Source organism: Flavobacterium sp. DG1-102-2, from assembly GCF_033042555.1.
Classification (GTDB): Bacteria; Bacteroidota; Bacteroidia; order Flavobacteriales; family Flavobacteriaceae; genus Flavobacterium.
Map to the genome: position 1 here is coordinate 155,312 of NZ_JAWLIK010000002.1, position 15,385 is coordinate 170,696.

Below are 15,385 nucleotides of genomic sequence, written 5' to 3' on the forward strand. Positions count from 1 at the left end.
ACCCTAATGAAATACCTCATTTACCTGCTGCTGCTTGCCTGCATTTGCAACGCACAGCAGTATAAGAACTACACAAAAGTCACGGCCTACAGGCTCGCCAATACCGATGAAATAGGCCCGTGCAATATCCTGAATTATGCTAAAAGGCTCAAACGCACGGGGCATTACATACAGGCTATGGAATCGTACAGCGACACACTGGCCTACAATCTTATAAAATTAAAACAGGAATCGCAGGTATGGAAGAAGGACACCTGTACCTGCGGGCAGGAAGCCGTGGGCAAAACGGCATTGGTGCCCAATATGTTTATAGTGGAGGTAAACACCCACAAGGATACCATTTTTACAACATCCGGGCATAAAGCTGTGTATTCGGTAAGCGAACAAGCGTACTACACTGCCCCCGAAAATTATATTACCTCGTTGTTCCCAAAAGATGTCGCCGGCTTCTTTAAAAGGGATTTCATCTCTGAGATAAAGGCCTGGAAAGTGGATTCTATTTCGTCTGCAGCTATTACACTGCATAAAAAATCCTTTTATGGGTTAAATCGTAAACAGTTTGAAAAGGATATTGAATTCTTTCATGTAGTCACCACAGATACCATGTATTTAGACATAGGGAAGCCAATGAAAATAGATAAGCTGTACAGCATAGACAATATGCAGTTCAGCTTTGACGAAGACAGCGGAAAACTCAGCAAAGTGACAACAAATACGTATTCAAATAACCATACGCCAATGAGTATGCTCAATGTAGATGGCATAAAAATAGGCGATAGCGAGGAAGTGCTTTGCAGCAAATATGACAACTCTACATCACTACAATATTGGGATGCCCCGCTTAGTGCGATTACAAATTATTATACGTACGAGGTTAACCTTTCTAACAATGAAGGACTGATTAGGTATGTAGTTCGCAATGCCGTAATACGCGAAATAGAGATACATTTCTCTTACCCCGAAAAGAAGGAAAAGAAAATCGCAGGAAAAAAGAAGAAAAGGTAATTACAGAGGTTAAAACCCAAGAATAATCTTGGCGATAGAAAAATAAATAAGGATACCGCAAATATCATTGCTTGTGGTAATAAAAGGCCCGGTAGCTAAAGCGGGGTCAATGCCAAATTTATTAAGCAGGATAGGCACAAACGTACCTATAAGCGATGCTATCACGATTACTGATATAAGTGACACACTCACCGTTAAACCTACATCGTAACTTACATCAAGCAGGAAATGGCTTCCCAATATTAATATTATTGCAAGTATAGACCCATTAAGCAAGGTAAGCAGTACTTCTTTTACCAACCGGTTCCATAACGAACCGCTAATGCTGTTATTGGCCAGTCCCTGTACAATGATCGCAGACGATTGTACACCCACGTTACCTGCCATAGCGGCAATAAGTGGTGTAAAGAAAAACAGCTCTTTATGGTTCTCCATGGCACCTTCAAAAATACCAAGCACCTTTACACTGATAAAACCACCAAGAAGTGCCAGTATAAGCCATGGCAAACGTGCTTTTGTAAGGTCCCAGATGCTGTCATCGGCTTCAACGTCCTGAGAGATACCCGCAGCCAGCTGGTAATCCTTATCGGCTTCTTCTTTGATAACGTCTACGATATCATCAATGGTAATACGACCTACAAGCCTGCCAAGCTCGTCTACTACAGGTATGGCTTCAAGGTCATACTTCTGCATAATACGCGCTACCTCCACATCGGGAGTGGTTACCTTTACAAAATCCACTTTTGGGATATAAACGTCGCTGATAGGCGCCTTGGTAGAAGTAACCAAAAGGTCTTTTAGCGAAAGCCTGCCTTTTAGCTTGCCATCATCGTCTACAACATATATAGAATGTACGCGCTGCACATTCTCTGCCTGGACACGCATTTCCCTTACACAAGTAAGCACGTTCCAGTTTTCGTTCACTTTTACAAGCTCCTTACCCATAAGACCACCGGCGGTATCTTCGTCATAACGAAGCAGCTCCACGATATCCTTGGCGTGCTCGGCATCCAGAAGTTCCTGTATTACCTCATCTTTCCTGTCTTCAGGAAGTTCGGCAATAATATCGGCGGCATCATCGGTGCTAAGCTCATCAAGCTCTTCGGCAATTTCTTTTGGAGAAAGGTCCTTTAATATCTTTTCACGTATCTCCTCGTCCAGCTCAAGCAGTATCTCTGCTGTTTTCTCGCTGTCAAGGATCTGGAAAAGATAGCTGGCTTCGCTGTTATCCAGCTCACCCATAATCTCGGCAATATCAGCATAGTGAATATCTTCGAGCAATGTAACTAATTGCTCTTCACGATTTTCACTTATATACTGCTCTATCTGAGCAATAAAATCCTTGCTGATTTTAAACTCCATTCGCCGCTATTTTTTGCGTTAGATCTATAAATTGCTCCACCGAAAGCTGTTCCGGACGGAGGTCAAAGATAGTATCTTCCTTTAAATTATCGGATAGGTTGTATGTTTTTAAACTGTTACGAAGGGTTTTTCTGCGCTGGTTAAATGCCATTTTTACTACTGTAAAAAACAGCTTCTCATCTACGGGCAAATGGTAATCTTCCTTACGCGTAAGCCTTAGTACACCCGACTTTACCTTTGGCGGTGGATTGAACACGTGCTCATCTACTGTAAAAAGATATTCGGCATGGTAAAATGCCTGCGCCAGTACCGATAGTATGCCATATGTCTTACTGCCTTTTTTCTCGCAGATGCGCTCTGCTACTTCCTTCTGGAACATACCCGAGAATTCAGGTATCCTGTCGCGAAGCTCCAGCGTGCGGAAAACGATTTGCGTAGATATGTTGTACGGAAAGTTACCGATGATGGCAAAAGGTTCGTCGCCAAAATCTTTAGCGATGTGGTACTTTAAGAAATCTTCAGATATTATCTTCCCATGTAGTTTTGGGTAATGTGCATTAAGATAGTCTACCGATTCGGTATCGATCTCGATTACATAGGTCTCAACAGGTTTCTCTAAAAGATATTTGGTAAGCACGCCCATACCGGGGCCTATCTCAAGTACTTTTTTGTAACCGTTAAGGCTAAGTGCATCGGCAATATCTCTTGCTATGCTTTCATCTTTAAGGAAATGCTGCCCAAGATGTTTTTTGGCTTTTACTTTATCCATAATTGTAGCCCGCAGCAACAGGCCGGGGCGGCTTATTTAAGCGTTAAATTCTTTCAGTACCTCAAGTTCTGTCCTAAAGGCAAGCATCTTGTCTGCAAAAAGCTTTGCACCTTCTTCCCTAAAACGGGGAGCGTCCTCTTCATAATAGGCTTCAAGTTTTTCTGCACTCTCTGCAAAATACTGTACCGAATAGGTAGTACCTCCCATTTCTTCCACGATAAGCACCTTTACAAGTGTCGCCTTTATAAATTTACCGGTAGCCAATATCTCAGGGATATGCTTTTCGGTCATCCATAAAAGCCATTTATCATGAACGCTTTCGTCTATATTTATGGTTACGTTATATATTATCATTGTGAATCTTGTTTGATTTGGGAATTCGGTTATTGTTTTGAACAATAGCCAATGCAAAGTTACAATTAATTACTGAGTACTATAAACTATACCACAGAGATACATAAAGGTTTTACAGAGCATCACAGCACTAACTATTCGTATCCCCCCTCAATAGCCTAAACTGTTTACGGGCTTCTACAAAGTAAATACTGTCCTGATGTTCAAAGATCACTTTTTCATAGAGCTCTTTTGCCTTTTCAGGATTGGCCAGCTTTTCGTTATAGATCTCTGCAGAGAAGAAAAGTGCTTCATCTACATAGATACCCTCTTTGTATTTATCAATGATCTGCTGGTAGTTTTGCAGCGCAAGGTCATACTGCCCCTGGCTTTCGTATATCTTACCGAGGCGCAGATGCGTAACATCTTTAATGCTTTGGGTATTATCTTTCTCAATAAGTTCTTTAAACGTGGTTAGAGCCTCTGCCTTTTTATTTTGATACAGCTTAAAATCGGCTTTGGCAAACTTTTTAAGCGCAGTCTGCGTGCTGTCTTCTACCGTATTGTCAATAATAAGCAGGTACAGTTCTAATGCATCATTAGCAATAAGCTGCGAAGACGACGACTTAAGCACCTTTAGCTGTTTTTGAGCCCAGTCAAAATCACCTTTAAAATAACTTGTCCTCGCTACCTTAAAGCTCGCTTCATGGCCCACGGCATCGTTTTTAAGGTCTTCTTCTACCTGCGCATAATAAATGATCGCCTGATTGAATTTTTCATCCAACAGCAATATGTCGGAGAGTTTCATTTTAACCTCAGCCATTTGGTATTTGTTAAGCTGCAGTTTAAGTGCATTATCCAGGGTTTGGGTAGCCGCTTTTGTATTCTTTAGATGAAAGCCCTCAAAATCGGCTTTCTGCAATTGCAGGTCTAACGAATAAGGCGTTACGCCGAATTCTGTCAGCAGTGCATCAATACGCTGTTTCAGCGCAGGATAGTCTTTTTCCTGGGCCACGGCAATATCCATTGAAAGAATATCAAACTGTGCCTGCATTTTAAGGCTGGGCTCATCCGTATTTGTAAGGATAAATGCCAATATCTCACGTGCAGTAGCTTCTTCTTTCTCATCCATGGCATAATGCGCAAGGTTCACGATATTAATAAAGGTATCAGGATCTCTTTTAAAGATGGCTTTTTCCTGTATAAATGCCTTGCCGTAATCTTTTTGCTGTACAAAAAACCAGCTTAAGAACTGGTTCCAAAAAATGTCCTGTGTCTTTTGGGTATTAAGCAGCAATGCTTTTCTCAGCGATGCAACAAACGATTCGCTAACTTCATCTGTCATAAAACGCGAGAGCTGGTTCTGCACCATCACAAGGTTCTGCTGATTGTTATAGGCGTATGATAACAGTTTCTCGATCATAGCCTCGGTATTACCAAGCTGCCCCTGTATAAGCGCAAGCTGATAGTCAAAATTCATATTTTTATTGGCTGTGGTTGCTGCATTGTAGGTCTTAACAGCATATTCAAGAAGCGTTTTTTGTTCAAAACCACCGGCAACAGAATACACATTGTTAGGATTATCAGCGACAGCTTTAATGGCAAGATTATAATTTTTGTCTGCCCTGCCAATGTCCTTTTGCAATTGGTAGTTGTACCCTATCTCTACATACAGCAAAGGCTGGTTTGTCCTTGAAAGTTTATCATTCAAAAATTTACCTGCTTCGGCATACTGCTGCAGTTGCTGCATACAGGCCGCTATCTTCTGGATAAAAAAGGTGTTGTTAGGCTGTTTCTTTTCCAGGTCCTGATAGGTTGCCAGGGCTTTTTCAAACTCTCCCTTTTCAAAGTAATTGTAGGCCAGCTGCTCATTTTGTGCAAACAACGTAACCGAAATGAAAAAGGCTATAATGGTTATTATTTTTTTCATAATCTAAAAATCAATTACAGTAGACCTGTTTAAATCCTGTAAGGTTATAAATTTATCGATTTTTATTGTCTTCCAAACCCTTTTGGGCTTATTTTGATCTTCGTTAAACAGATTACCTCCTGTTATCACCTCTTTTTTCTTTGTAACGAAGTTAATGCTTACCGAAGACTCATCGCCAAGGCTCCTGCTGTACTCACTGCCATCATAGCCTATAAGCACAAACCTGCCGTCCTGCCAGCGCAGCTTAAAGCAATCATGGCTTACACCATAGCTGCCACAGCTAAGCCAATAATGAAAGTCTATTAAAAGTACGCCTTTTTTTATCGAGATCCCGCCGTCCTGCAAAAGGGGATCGGCAAGGCACGAAGAATCTTCGTCGTTAGCGGGCGGAATAAAATTTTTGTTTATCGTTGCAAGGCTATAGCCTTTACTGTCTTTAAAAAGAATCAACAGGTATCGCGGATTAGTATTAAGAACCCTTTCGCCAAGCGATTCATTTTCTATAAAGTTTTCCTTTTTGGTATCCTCTATGACCAGTACGGCATCGTCAACTCCGTCTTTGTTAATATCTCCTGTTGCCCTCGCAATAATCTTCCATCCTTTAGGCACAAAAGCAAGCGTGTCCTTACCGTGAGACGGCACTAACGTTTCACTTTGAGCAAAAGCAGCAAACGAGGTGAGAAAAAGAATACCTGCAATTAGTTTTTTCATACGGCAGCAACCTTTTATAATGTCAAACGCGGATAACACCTTTTTAGCATTATCCGCGCCTGTATACTAACAAATGTATTAGTTTATAATATCAAACCCTGTATACGGCCTTAAAACTTCAGGCACTACGATACCTTCCGGTGTCTGGTAGTTTTCAAGTATTCCGGCAAGTACCCTTGGCAACGCCAGAGAGCTTCCGTTAAGGGTATGAGCCAGTTGGTTCTTGCCTTCTTTATCCCTGAAACGAAGCTTAAGCCTGTTAGCCTGAAACGTTTCAAAGTTAGATACAGAGCTTATCTCCAGCCAACGGCCCTGCGCTGTAGAGAACACCTCAAAATCATACGTAAGGGCAGATGTAAAGCCCATATCACCGCCACATAAACGCAGTACCCTGTACGGCAGTCCAAGTTCATTAAGCAGTTCCTTAACATGATCTACCATTCCATCAAGTGCAGCATAAGAGTTCTCAGGTTTTTCAATACGTACTATCTCTACCTTATCAAACTGATGCAGTCGGTTAAGCCCCCTTACATGTGCACCATACGAACCTGCTTCCCTACGGAAACATGGTGTATAACCCGTACACAATACAGGAAGGTCTTTCTCCTCGATGATAACATCACGAAAAAGATTGGTTACAGGAACCTCAGCTGTAGGTATAAGGTAAAGGTCATCTACACCCACGTGGTACATCTGGCCTTCTTTATCAGGCAGCTGCCCCGTACCAAAGCCCGAAGCTTCGTTTACAAGGTGCGGCACCTGGTATTCTTTGTAGCCTGCATCGGTATTTTTATCTAAGAAATAAGAGATAAGCGCACGCTGAAGTCTTGCTCCCTTGCCTTTATAAACAGGAAAACCCGCTCCGGTGATCTTAACGCCTAATTCAAAATCTATAATGTCATATTTTTTTGCCAGTTCCCAGTGCGGTAAAGCACCTTCAAACAATGTTGGGATATCACCTTCGCGGAATACCTCTACATTTTCTTCGGGTGTTTTTCCTTCAGGAACAATATCGGCAGGCGTATTTGGCAGTTTGTAAAGTGCGTGCAAGAGTTCGTCGCTTACTGTTGCCAGTGTCTCGCCAAGCTCTTTGCTTTTCTCTTTATACTGAACTGTTTTTTCTTTAATAAGTGCAGCCTTTGCTTTCTCGCCTGCCTTCATCAGTTCGCCAATATCTTTAGACAGCTTATTGGATTCGGATAAAACAGTATCAAGTTCAACCTGTGTGTGCCTTCTTTTCTCGTCAAGCGCAATCACTTCGTCTACAAGCGATGCTGCGTCAAAATTTCTTTTAGCAAGCGCCTGGATTACTTTTTCCCTGTTCTCTCTAATAAATACTGTCTGTAACATGATTATGTTTTTATGATAATGTGAGCAAATTTAATGAAATGTTTTAATTATCGTTTGGGCTGAAGCGTTTAAAAACCAATCATTTTAAAGTTTTTTATAACGCCTGCAAAAGCGTTTTCTATTTATATTTGATAAAACTTTTGTTATGAAAAGATTTTTTACCCATCTGCCGCTTTCCCTGCTATGCGCTGTCCCTGTATTTGCTCAGCAGTTTGATACCACCGCTACCATTGCAGAGGCCGAAAGAAAGGCCGCTCACAGCCTCATGACCTTTTCTGCCAATGCACATACCGGCAACTATGACATGGTGCACCAAACTCTTGACCTTACGGCCGACCCAAATATTCTTTACATAAGCGGCACAATAACTACCGATTATATCGCTAAGGAAGAAATGAGTGAAATCGTGTTTGACCTTACTTCCCAACTCGTGGTAAGCCATGTTACACAAAACGGTGTTGACCTGGCATATACCCAAAATGAAAACGACGAACTCACCATAACTCTTGCCCAAATACAGGCCGCAAATACCCCGGCTACAATAGCTGTTACTTATGCCGGCGCCCCTCCGCCTACAGAACGCTCTTTCGTAGTGAATCAGCACGCCGGAGCGCCAATTTTATGGACATTATCTGAACCTTATGGCGCTAAATACTGGTGGCCCTGCAAACAGGACCTCATAGACAAAATAGACAGCATAGATGTTTACATGACGGCACCCAGTCAATACGTAAGCGTTTCTAACGGGCTTGAGCTATCTAAAACACAAAATGGAGACGGCACGGCAACAACTCATTTTAAGCATAATTACCCAATACCGGCTTACCTCGTTGCCATCGCCATTAGCAATTACGGCATCTTTACACAGCAGGCAGGTACAGCGCCTAACGAATTTCCTGTTGTAAATTACCTGTATCCTGAAACGCAGCCGCAAAACGAGCAAAACCTCGCCCTTACACTGCCTATAATGGATTTTTATGAAGAGCGTTTTGAAACCTACCCTTTTCATAATGAAAAATACGGCCATGCCCAATGCGGCTTTGGCGGAGGAATGGAGCACACCACCGTTTCCTTCATGGGCGGGTTCAGCAGGCTGCTTATTGCGCACGAGTTGGCCCATCAGTGGTTTGGCGATAAAGTAACCTGCGGCTCATGGAAAGACATTTGGCTTAACGAAGGTTTTGCCACATACATATCTGGCATGGTAGTAGAAAAATTTGACGGTAATGATGCCTTTAAATTATGGAAGGCGACGACAACAAATGATGTGATCTCGCTGCCTGACGGCCATGTATACCTTACGGATACCGATACGATAACGTCTAGCCGTATCTTTAGCAGCAGGCTCACCTATAACAAAGGCGCTATGGTACTGCACATGCTGCGCTTTAAGCTGGGAGACACCAACTTCTTTCAGGGTGTTAAGAATTATCTTGCCGACCCTGCACTTGCTTACGCCTATGCAAAGACACCTCAGCTGCAGGCACATCTTGAAAACGCGTCAGGGCTTGACCTCTCCGAATTTTTTAATGACTGGGTGTATAACGATGGCTACCCTTCATACACTATAGCAGCAGAAAATATTGACGAGGGCAAAGCTAAAATAACCATAGGCCAAACGCAGTCGCATCCTTCAGTTTCGTATTTTGAGATGCCAGTACCCCTGCTTCTCATGGGAGCCGAAGGGCAGTCGCAAACAGTAGTTTTAGACAATATTTCCAATAACCAGGAATTTACCGTAGATGTGCCTTTTGTGGTAGCAGATATCCTCTTTAATCCTGAAAACGACATTGTAGCAGGAAGTTCTGTTACATCGGTACTTGGCGATTATTTCAATCCGTATCTTACTCCAAACCCTGCAGGCAGCACGCTTACCGCAACCATCGCCGATGGTGTTTTACCAAAAGAGGCGCTATTTTTTAATGCCATAGGCCAAAAAGTAGCTGAGACACAAGGACAGTCTACATGGGATGTATCTAAGTTTGCTAATGGTGTTTATTTTGTAATACTGCAAACCACTAAAGGCACATACGAACTGAAGTTTATAAAAAACTGATTTAACGTTCTGTTATTTTGAGCGACGCATATCGGGTTCCAAAAATCTATATTGAGACTACTTCCTGGCGTCATAATGACAATCTTTATAAAAAATATATTTAGAAGTTCATTACGGCACCCATATAAGCCTAGCCATACCGCTTAATCCCTGATGCGCATGATCTGATGCAGGAATTCCCGCCAATACTCCAAGGCTTACTTTTTTAGAGAACGGCACTTTAAACTGTGGCCTGAAAACAAACGATGGCTTTTCGTGAGAAAACTCCATATTGGTCTCCACACCCACAAAGTAGCCCCCGTGAAAAACATAATGCAGATTGGCATTTACCTGTGCATAGGTTTCCCACTCATTCGTTTCAAAGAACTGTTCAACGACAGGCCCTGCGTATACAAGGGTGTGGATATTAGGTGTCCAGCGTTTTGCCGCAATAAATATAGGATTGTACAAAGTACCTTCAAACAGCTTACCGTTGTGGTCGAGATCTGAAAAAGAAGAAAATTCAAACTCCTGTATATAACCTACCGCCATAGAGGTTTGGTATTTTTCTGAAACCAAAAATGTGTATTGGGTCGCTAACTTAACACCTTCAATACGGTTATCAGGCAGCATTACCCCGCTCTGGTGGTTGTGCTGGTACATTTCAAAAGGCACCTCAACCTCAAGCCCAAGCCTGTTGGCCACGGCAAATTCATATTCTACAAATCCGCTGTATGATAAATACTGTTTGTCGTCGTTAACGCCGAAACCTACATTGATTTCTTTCTCGCCTTTGCGGGCACCAAGGTCGCGTATAAGGTCAATATAAAGCGGTTCAGCATGGCTAAGCTTTAGCGGCTTTGCAGGAGGTACAACAGTATCTTTTGTAAGCTGGGCATTTGCCAGAAAAGTAAAAGCAAGTAATGCGATAGTAGTGATGATGTTCTTCATAATTCATTTCATTTGCTGTCAAAACTATTAGAGCAAATAGGAAAGAATTAGGAAAAACAGGGTTTTAAGGAAACTTTAGGATTTTATTCTGTGATCGCTTTTACCTTATAAACGAGGAAAGCAATAAGAAAACCAAACACCCCGATAATGGCAAACGATATCCTTAAGCTGGTTAAATGTGCCACGTGCCCAATTACTGGCGGACCAAGCATAAAGCCTAGAAAACTGACACTGGATACGGTTTGAAGCGCGATGCTCGGTTCCATATTAGGCCTGCGCCCGGCAATGCTGTACACACTTGGCACAACGGTACTCACGCCAAGACCTACCATCATAAAGGCCAGCGTTGCAGGAACAATATACGGTAATAGCACAGCTATATACAATCCTGTAGATATAAAGCATCCGCTGATGATAAGCATTTTTTTGCGGCCTATTTTGCGTACTACGATATCGCCCATAAAGCGGCCGGTTGCCATCATTGCCATAAAAGAGGCATAACCCAATACGCCAAGTGCACCTTCAGCCTTAATTACATCGGTAAAATAAACGCCGCTCCAGTCAAACATTATACCTTCGCTAAGCATACAGCAAAACGACATAGCGCCCAGCCATAGCAAAACGGTATCGGGTTTGGCAAAGAGTTTTTTCTTTTCAGAAGCTTGTCCGGGCTGGCTTTTTGCTTTTATAAGGTATCGGTAATTTAAAAATATAACGCTCCATAGCACTACACCAACAATAACAAAATGCATAAAGGGATCAATCTTAAAACTTTTCATCCCTATGCCTATAAGCGCACCGGTAAATCCAGCCGTGCTCCACGCTCCATGAAACGAAGACATTACTGCCCTGCCGAAAAGCCCTTCGGTATAAATTCCCTGAGTATTGACGGATATATTAGTAAGGTTACTGCACATGCCAAAGAAAAAAAGTGCCAGCGACAGCTGCCATTGTACCTGTGCAAGGCCAAGGCTTATGAGCGCGAGAATATAAAAGCTTAGTCCAAGAACAGCCATTCTATGACTGCCATATTTTACAGCCAGCCTGCCCGAAAAAGGCATGAGGCACAGCTGCCCTACCGGAATACAAAAGAGTATGGTTCCAAGGTCACCTTCAGAAAGATGCAATGCTGTTTTAATATCAGGGATACGGCTTGCCCATGTGGCAAAATTGAGCCCCATTGCAAAGTAAAATAACGTAACTGCCCAGCGTATACGGTTAAGGTACGATGCCTTTACATCTTTATACGCTTTTTTGTAGGCTAAGGCTGTTCCCTTCTTATGTGTTATTTTAACTTCTCCCTGCATGGGCGCAAAATTACTATTGCTATTTTAAAAATTCCTTAAGCGGACCTATAAATTTATTATAGACCTCTATATGCGGCAAATGGCCTGCGCCTTCAATCTCGGCAAGCCTGCAGTTTTCTATTTTCCTTGCGGTCTGTTTACCAAGTTCAGGGTAGTTGCCTAATGTTTCCTGCACCTCTTTAGGTGCTTTTGCCTTGCCAAGTGCGGTACGGTCACGCTGCCCTATTATAAGCAGCACCGGCATGGTAAGATTTTTAAATTCGTAACATACAGGTTGTGTAAAGATCATGTCATACGTCAATGCAGCGCTTTTTGCAATAACTGCATACTCTTTATTTACTGTCCAACCGGCAACAGGCAGCAGCCATTTATCATAATCAGAATCCCAGTCGTTATCATAGTAGAATTTAAGTTGGTATTCTTTCATTTTTTTATAGTCCTGCTTCAGTTCGCTTTCATACCATTCGTCTACGCTTTGATAAGGCACAACGGTTTTCCAGTCTTCAAGTCCAATTGGGTTTTCCAGCACAAGTTTTTCTACCGTTTGCGGATACATTAGCGAAAAACGGGTCGCCAGCATACCGCCCATAGAGTGCCCCACTACATTTACTTTTTCTATCTTAAGCGTATCCAGCAGTGCTTTTGTATTTTGTGCCAGCAGCTGAAACGTATACTGTATGTTTCCGGGCTTTGATGACTTACCGAAACCTATCTGATCGGGCATTATAACGCGGTAACCATCTTTAGAAAGGTCCTTTGCCGTTTCTTCCCAATACATGGCAGGAAAGTTCTTTCCGTGCAGCAGCATCACTATTTTACCGTTAGGTTTTTTAGGGACAAGGTCCATGTAAGCCATTTGTAAATCCTGCCCCTGTATTTTTAGCGGCAATCTTTTTACCGCAAACGGATATTCTATATTCTCCATCATAAGCCCCGTGGGCTGCAATGGTTTCTTTTGCGCATTAACAGTAAGAGAAAGCAGTAAAGTGATTACAAACAAAAACTTTTTCATGAAATAAAATTATAAATTAAAGCAGTGCCGCAACTATACGATTTTATCATATCGCTATGCTATTGCGGCTATTTCCAAAATTCAGAGATTCCTCCCTGATCACCCAGTACAGGGTCAAAATCAGGAAATGGCACCTTGGCAATGCGGTCATCCGCATTTGGGCGTTCTCCGCTATCACCCTTGAGCAGGTCATATTCCATACCATCAGGATAGGCGCCAAGCACAGCAAAGTCATCTGTAGACGATATTTTTTTATGCCCAGTACCCGCCGGTATAAGGATAACATCGCCTATAGTAACACTCACGATCTCGCCTTTATCGCCACCCAGCTGCAATTCTGCCGAACCCCTATAAACACCCAGTACCTCGTGGGTTATGCTGTGGTAATGATGATAGTCATACACCCCGTTGCGCCATGCATTGGTCCAGTTGTTTTTGGCAAAGGCATCTTCCATTACCTGATCAAGATAATCAGGAAACGGAAAAACCTTTTTATATAGTATTAACGGAAAAACACTATTAGGTATTTTTCCGTCGTCTTCAAATTGAAACTGCTGTATTTCCATAGCTTAATTGTAAATTTCATGATTAACGCATTTAGGCAATTTTTCGCCCTTTAGCCCTGCAAGTATATTTTCGGTTGCCAGCTCCAGCATGGCTTCTCTTGTCTCTTTTACTGCCGAACCTATATGCGGCAGTACCGACACATTAGGCATATCCAGCAGCCGGTTGTCTGCGCCCATCGGCTCAGGGTTAGTGACATCCAGCCCTGCTCCCCAGATGGTTCCGTTATCAAGAGCCTCTTTCAGGTCGGTTTCGTTATGTATACCGCCACGCCCTGCGTTTACAAAAATGGCATTGGGTTTCATTTTGGAAAAAGCCGATGCATTAAACACCTCTTTTGTTTCGGGTGTAAGGTTAGCATGAACAGAGATGATATCGCTTTGCGAAAGCAATTCATCAAATGTAACTTTCCTCGCACCAAGCTCGTCTTCAGCCTTTTTGTTAGTGCTTCGGTTATGATAAATTATATCCATACCATATGCACTTTTGCAAAGCCTTGCCATTTCAAAACCAATGTTTCCTAAACCAAAAACGCCCAGCGTCTTGTTGTGGATGTCGATCCCCACGTTAGCAAGTGGATCAAAAAACTTCCACTCGCCCTTATGTATGCGTTTATGATGAAAAAATGCTTTGCGCGATGTGGCAAGCATCAATAGAAAAGCAGTATCTGCTGTAGCTTTACTCAGCACGTCGGGCGTATGCCCTACTGCTATCTTATGTGTTGTAGCAGCCTTTATATCAACATTATCATACCCAACAGACATAAGCGAAATCACTTTAAGACCGGGCAATGCCTCAATAACATCAGCTGTAATCTTAAAACCGCCCATTATAAAAAGACCTTCAGCTTCGGCTGCTTCGGCTAAAAATTCATCCTTTGTCATTTCACGCTTTTCGGCCCACTGGTTTACAGTTATGCCTTCGCTTTCAATAGCCTTGAGAATTTGTTCGGGTAGTTGTCGTGTTGCGAATATTTTCATTTTTATTTGGGAGTTTCCTGATAACTATCGGAACTTTCCGAAGCAGCGAGAAGGGTATTTATAATGTATTAATAACTTGTAGAACAAATAACTAAATCAACGCATGACCAAAGGTCTACCACGCGCTCTCTGAAGTAAGGAAATGCAGCTGGTCAGCCGTGACTTCCAGATCAGGCGCTTTAATAATGCTGTCCAACTGGTTTAAGCTGGTGGCGCTAACTATAGGCGCAGTAACCGATGGGCGATTAATAAGCCATGATAAGGCAACTGTAGCCGGGGTCGAGTTCAGTTCTTCAGCCACATTATCTAATGCAGCAAGTATTTTAAGCCCGCGGGCATCAAGGTATTTTCCCATGTCGCCACCACGCGGGCTCTTGTTAAAGTCAGCTTCGCCACGGTACTTCCCGGTAAGGAAACCGCTGGCAAGCGAAAAGTAATTCAATACACCCAGATTATTGCCCAGGCATACAGGTTCCAGCCCGTTTTCAAAAATTTCGCGTTCGTACAGGTTGTAATGCGGCTGAAACGTTTCATATGCAGGCAGGTTGTTTGCTACAGCAATATCCAGCGATTCTTTAAGCCTGTCTGCCGTAAGGTTAGAGGCACCTATGTGCAGAACCTTACCTTCTTTTATCAGTTGGGCATAAGCTTCAAGAGTTTCTTCTATCGGGGTAGATTCGTCATCAAAATGCGTTTGGTACAGGTCAATATAGTCTGTCTGCAATCTTTTAAGTGAATCTTCAACAGCCTGCAAAATATATTTTTTAGCAAGGCCTTTTTTACCGTTGCCCATATCGCTGCCTACTTTTGTAGCGATGACAAGGTCTTTACGGTTGCCTTTACTTTTCATCCAGTTGCCAATGATCTTCTCTGACTCGCCGCCTTCATTACCCGGCGCCCAACGTGAATATACATCGGCAGTATCTATAAAATTGAAACCCGCCCCGGTAAAACCGTCCAGTATCTCAAATGATTTTTTTTCATCTATTGTCCATCCAAAAACATTACCGCCAAAGGTGACAGGGTACACTTCAAGATTTGTAGTACCTAATTTTCTTTTTTCCATTGCCATGATA

The 15,385-nt window shown here is 42.5% G+C and carries 14 protein-coding genes; 2 read left to right on the top strand and 12 right to left on the bottom strand.

All coding sequences use genetic code 11. From position 1 onward, the window contains the following. Positions 1 to 6: 6 nt before the first annotated feature. Positions 7 to 1,005 (top strand): hypothetical protein, encoded by a 999-nt coding sequence (locus R1T16_RS03985; protein WP_317499782.1) that lies wholly within the window; start codon positions 7 to 9, stop codon positions 1,003 to 1,005. Positions 1,006 to 1,014: 9 nt separating this feature from the next. On the opposite strand, the gene mgtE is transcribed toward R1T16_RS03985, so the two are convergent. The 6 genes from mgtE to serS all read right to left on the bottom strand — a co-directional run bounded on the left by mgtE (position 1,015) and on the right by serS (position 7,460). Next, entirely contained in the window at positions 1,015 to 2,367 is a 1,353-nt protein-coding gene (gene mgtE / locus R1T16_RS03990) for a magnesium transporter (protein ID WP_317499783.1), read from the bottom strand. Beyond that, a complete protein-coding gene (rsmA, locus tag R1T16_RS03995; protein ID WP_317499784.1) occupies positions 2,357 to 3,136 on the bottom strand; it encodes a 16S rRNA (adenine(1518)-N(6)/adenine(1519)-N(6))-dimethyltransferase RsmA in 780 nt (259 codons plus the stop codon). Before rsmA ends, mgtE begins: the two co-directional genes overlap by 11 nt. 36 nt (positions 3,137 to 3,172) lie before the next feature. Continuing rightward, positions 3,173 to 3,490 (bottom strand): DUF4286 family protein, encoded by a 318-nt coding sequence (locus R1T16_RS04000; RefSeq protein ID WP_317499785.1) that lies wholly within the window; start codon positions 3,488 to 3,490, stop codon positions 3,173 to 3,175. 130 nt (positions 3,491 to 3,620) lie between these two features. Beyond that, entirely contained in the window at positions 3,621 to 5,399 is a 1,779-nt protein-coding gene (locus R1T16_RS04005) for a tetratricopeptide repeat protein (RefSeq protein ID WP_317499786.1), read from the bottom strand. A gap of 3 nt (positions 5,400 to 5,402) precedes the next feature. Then, entirely contained in the window at positions 5,403 to 6,110 is a 708-nt protein-coding gene (locus tag R1T16_RS04010) for a hypothetical protein (protein ID WP_317499787.1), read from the bottom strand. Between the two features lie 78 nt (positions 6,111 to 6,188). Then, positions 6,189 to 7,460 carry a serine--tRNA ligase gene (serS, locus tag R1T16_RS04015; RefSeq protein ID WP_317499788.1) on the bottom strand — a complete coding sequence of 424 codons (1,272 nt, stop codon included), beginning with the start codon at positions 7,458 to 7,460 and terminating at the stop codon, positions 6,189 to 6,191. Positions 7,461 to 7,605: 145 nt separating this feature from the next. Between serS and R1T16_RS04020 the strand changes: the two genes are divergently transcribed. Next, positions 7,606 to 9,516 carry a M1 family aminopeptidase gene (locus R1T16_RS04020; protein WP_317499789.1) on the top strand — a complete coding sequence of 637 codons (1,911 nt, stop codon included), beginning with the start codon at positions 7,606 to 7,608 and terminating at the stop codon, positions 9,514 to 9,516. Between the two features lie 111 nt (positions 9,517 to 9,627). Here the strand turns inward: R1T16_RS04020 and R1T16_RS04025 are convergent, their stop codons facing one another. The 6 genes from R1T16_RS04025 to R1T16_RS04050 form a co-directional block, all read right to left on the bottom strand. Then, positions 9,628 to 10,446, bottom strand: a complete 819-nt coding sequence (locus R1T16_RS04025) for an HAEPLYID family protein (protein ID WP_317499790.1) — start codon at positions 10,444 to 10,446, stop codon at positions 9,628 to 9,630. A gap of 83 nt (positions 10,447 to 10,529) precedes the next feature. Beyond that, the gene (locus R1T16_RS04030) at positions 10,530 to 11,753 is read right to left on the bottom strand and encodes an MFS transporter (protein ID WP_317499791.1); all 1,224 of its coding nucleotides are present in this window, start codon (positions 11,751 to 11,753) and stop codon (positions 10,530 to 10,532) included. Between the two features lie 19 nt (positions 11,754 to 11,772). Further along, positions 11,773 to 12,765 carry an alpha/beta hydrolase gene (locus tag R1T16_RS04035; protein WP_317499792.1) on the bottom strand — a complete coding sequence of 331 codons (993 nt, stop codon included), beginning with the start codon at positions 12,763 to 12,765 and terminating at the stop codon, positions 11,773 to 11,775. 68 nt (positions 12,766 to 12,833) lie between these two features. Then, positions 12,834 to 13,331: a hypothetical protein gene (locus tag R1T16_RS04040; RefSeq protein ID WP_317499793.1), complete on the bottom strand. Its 498-nt coding sequence runs from the start codon at positions 13,329 to 13,331 to the stop codon at positions 12,834 to 12,836. Positions 13,332 to 13,334: 3 nt separating this feature from the next. Then, on the bottom strand, positions 13,335 to 14,309 hold the full coding sequence (locus R1T16_RS04045; protein WP_317499794.1) for a D-glycerate dehydrogenase: 975 nt from the start codon (positions 14,307 to 14,309) through the stop codon (positions 13,335 to 13,337). Positions 14,310 to 14,424: 115 nt separating this feature from the next. Next, positions 14,425 to 15,375 carry an aldo/keto reductase gene (locus tag R1T16_RS04050; protein ID WP_317499795.1) on the bottom strand — a complete coding sequence of 317 codons (951 nt, stop codon included), beginning with the start codon at positions 15,373 to 15,375 and terminating at the stop codon, positions 14,425 to 14,427. Positions 15,376 to 15,385: the final 10 nt, after the last annotated feature.

What these genes read in the sequence shown, in the direction of transcription:
- R1T16_RS04025 (WP_317499790.1), bottom strand. Translation starts at nt 10,446, where the DNA reads ATGAAGAACATCATCACTACTATCGCATTACTTGCTTTTACTTTTCTG.
- mgtE (WP_317499783.1), bottom strand. Translation starts at nt 2,367, where the DNA reads ATGGAGTTTAAAATCAGCAAGGATTTTATTGCTCAGATAGAGCAGTAT.
- R1T16_RS04010 (WP_317499787.1), bottom strand. Translation starts at nt 6,110, where the DNA reads ATGAAAAAACTAATTGCAGGTATTCTTTTTCTCACCTCGTTTGCTGCT.
- R1T16_RS04030 (WP_317499791.1), bottom strand. Translation starts at nt 11,753, where the DNA reads ATGCAGGGAGAAGTTAAAATAACACATAAGAAGGGAACAGCCTTAGCC.
- R1T16_RS04045 (WP_317499794.1), bottom strand. Translation starts at nt 14,309, where the DNA reads ATGAAAATATTCGCAACACGACAACTACCCGAACAAATTCTCAAGGCT.
- R1T16_RS04035 (WP_317499792.1), bottom strand. Translation starts at nt 12,765, where the DNA reads ATGAAAAAGTTTTTGTTTGTAATCACTTTACTGCTTTCTCTTACTGTT.
- R1T16_RS04005 (WP_317499786.1), bottom strand. Translation starts at nt 5,399, where the DNA reads ATGAAAAAAATAATAACCATTATAGCCTTTTTCATTTCGGTTACGTTG.
- R1T16_RS03985 (WP_317499782.1), top strand. Translation starts at nt 7, where the DNA reads ATGAAATACCTCATTTACCTGCTGCTGCTTGCCTGCATTTGCAACGCA.
- serS (WP_317499788.1), bottom strand. Translation starts at nt 7,460, where the DNA reads ATGTTACAGACAGTATTTATTAGAGAGAACAGGGAAAAAGTAATCCAG.
- R1T16_RS04050 (WP_317499795.1), bottom strand. Translation starts at nt 15,375, where the DNA reads ATGGAAAAAAGAAAATTAGGTACTACAAATCTTGAAGTGTACCCTGTC.
- R1T16_RS04000 (WP_317499785.1), bottom strand. Translation starts at nt 3,490, where the DNA reads ATGATAATATATAACGTAACCATAAATATAGACGAAAGCGTTCATGAT.
- R1T16_RS04040 (WP_317499793.1), bottom strand. Translation starts at nt 13,331, where the DNA reads ATGGAAATACAGCAGTTTCAATTTGAAGACGACGGAAAAATACCTAAT.
- rsmA (WP_317499784.1), bottom strand. Translation starts at nt 3,136, where the DNA reads ATGGATAAAGTAAAAGCCAAAAAACATCTTGGGCAGCATTTCCTTAAA.
- R1T16_RS04020 (WP_317499789.1), top strand. Translation starts at nt 7,606, where the DNA reads ATGAAAAGATTTTTTACCCATCTGCCGCTTTCCCTGCTATGCGCTGTC.